At 67.1% G+C, this 2,097-nt stretch carries 2 protein-coding genes and 1 pseudogene; 1 reads left to right on the plus strand and 2 read right to left on the minus strand.

Annotation, left to right across the window (positions count from 1 at the left end):
- Positions 1-180: 180 nt before the first annotated feature.
- A complete protein-coding gene (locus BN903_RS09165; RefSeq protein WP_048077449.1) occupies positions 181-1,284 on the minus strand; it encodes an AI-2E family transporter in 1,104 nt (367 codons plus the stop codon).
- 118 nt (positions 1,285-1,402) lie between these two features.
- On the opposite strand from BN903_RS09165, the gene BN903_RS09170 reads away from it, so the two are divergent.
- Entirely contained in the window at positions 1,403-1,900 is a 498-nt protein-coding gene (locus tag BN903_RS09170; protein WP_048077500.1) for an NYN domain-containing protein, read from the plus strand.
- A 43-nt stretch (positions 1,901-1,943) separates the two neighbouring features.
- Here the strand turns inward: BN903_RS09170 and BN903_RS16735 are convergent.
- Positions 1,944-2,097, minus strand: a pseudogene (locus BN903_RS16735) (succinyl-diaminopimelate desuccinylase); the annotation flags it as partial.

Consider the following 2,097-nt stretch of genomic DNA (forward strand, 5'->3'; position numbering starts at 1 on the left):
GACAGTCACGTACAGCCGAGCGGCTGGGGCTTCGGCGGTCTCGGTCACGGAGTTGTTTCCGACAGAGACAGTCACGTACAGCCGAGCGGCTGGGGCTTCGGCGGTCTCAGTCACAGCGTCGGCTTCGTAGTACCGAGCGACTTTGGCTTCGGGAGTGTCCAGCGTGGATCCCGGATCCCCTCAGAACTCTTCGAGTCGCCGCTGCCCCTCGGGGATCTCTGGGCCGGGGTCCGGCTCGACGCCGAGCAGGCGCAACAGCGCGGTGTCCGCGAACGTCAGCGCCAACACGAGGATGATCGGCGCGAGGAACAGGCCGTGGAAGCCGAACACGACCGGCCCGAAGATGTACGCGAGCATGAGCAGGCCGACGTGGGTCGTCTCGCCGCTGAAGTACGGCCGGAGGACGATGTCGGGGATGGTGTCGACGACCACGATAGCGACCGCGAGGAAGCCGGCGACGTACGCGAGCAGCGCCACCTCGCCGTCGATCACGACCGGGATCGACATCGCCGCCGCCAGCGGGATGTAGACGATCTTCATCCCGATCACGGGGATGAGGCTGGCGACGCCCGTGATCGCACCGGCCAGCGTCGGGTACGGGATCTCGATCGCGGCGGGCGCGACCGCGTTGTATCCGAGGTAGGTGACGACCGCGATGATCGAGATGGCGATGACGTTGAGCAGGTTCCCGTACAGCACCGCTTCAAGCTCTTTGTCGGCGGTTTCGAGGTACTCGCGGACGATCGCGTTGTCGTCGAACCTGAGCAGCCAGTCGTGGAACCGGGAGCCGTCGATGAGCAGGTAGTACGTGACGATGACGGTGATGAGGAGGTTCAGGGCGAGCCCGGACAGCGTGCTCGCTAGCAGCGACGCCTGCTCGGAGACGAGGTCGATGAGCGGGTCGAACTGCCCGGACTGGTACGCCGCGATCAGCTCGTCCATCGTCGGATTCGACAGCTCGGCGAGGTCCCCGATCACCGAGTTCTCCGCGCCGATGGTGTCGGCCACCGGGTAGTCCTCGATGAACCGTCTGGCCTCCAGGATGAGCAACACCAGCGTGTAGCTCACCAGTCCGATGAGCGGGACGCCGATGACCGACAGCGACACCGCCGCGCGCACCCGGGCCGGCAGCCGGAAGCGTTCGAGCCGGTGGTAAAAGCGCCGCGTCGAGTAGTAGAGGAAGACGGCGACGGTGAGCGGGGCGACGAACCGGTAGGCCACGTAGCCGGCGACGAGCGCGACCGCGAGGCCGAAGAGGGCGACGACGAACCGCTTTTCGTCCATGGGCCACGGTCGCCAGCGCCCGACATAAACCATGGTGGTCGGTTCGGGAGACGACGAGGGGGAGGGCGCGGTCGCAGCGATCCCAAAGCCCCTAACCGCGGGGAGTGAAGGGGGACCTATGAGCGATATTCACCCGGACCAGCGCGTCGCCGTGCTGGCGGACTCACAGAACCTGTACCACTCCGCACAGAGCGTCTACTCGCGGAATATCGACTACTCCGGCCTGCTCGAATCGGCCGTCGCCGACCGGTCGCTCGTCCGCGCCATCGCGTACGTGATCCGCGCCGACTCCCCCGAGGAGGAGAGCTTCTTCGAGGCGCTGCGCGACATCGGCTTCGAGACGAAGATCAAAGAGATCAAGACGTTCGCCGACGGCTCGAAGAAGGCCGACTGGGACCTCGGGATGAGCCTCGACGCCGTCTCCTTAGCGAGCCACGTCGACACCGTCGTCCTCTGCACCGGGGACGGCGACTTCGCCCGGCTCTGTTCGCACCTCCGCCACGAGGGCGTCCGCGTCGAGGCGATGGGGTTCGGTAACTCCGCCGCCGACGAGCTGATCGAGGCCGCCGATGACTTCGTCGACCTCGCCGAGGACAAGGAGCAGTTCCTGCTGTAATCGGTCGTGCGTCCGCGGCGTGTCCTACTGTTTGCCGACAGCCCTACTGCTCGCCGAGCAGCGCCAACACCGCGTCCGCGACCGTCGCCGCGGCCGCCTCTACCTCCCGCACCCGGACGTACTCCCGCTCCGCGTGCGCGACCGCCCCGGACTCGTCCGCGAGGTCGCCGGGACCGAACACGACCGTCGGGGCGGGC

It is taken from the genome of Halorubrum sp. AJ67 (assembly GCF_000513435.1).

Coding starts and splice junctions, on each gene's coding strand:
- BN903_RS09170 (WP_048077500.1), top strand. CDS start 1,403: ATGAGCGATATTCACCCGGACCAGCGCGTCGCCGTGCTGGCGGACTCA.
- BN903_RS09165 (WP_048077449.1), bottom strand. CDS start 1,284: ATGGACGAAAAGCGGTTCGTCGTCGCCCTCTTCGGCCTCGCGGTCGCG.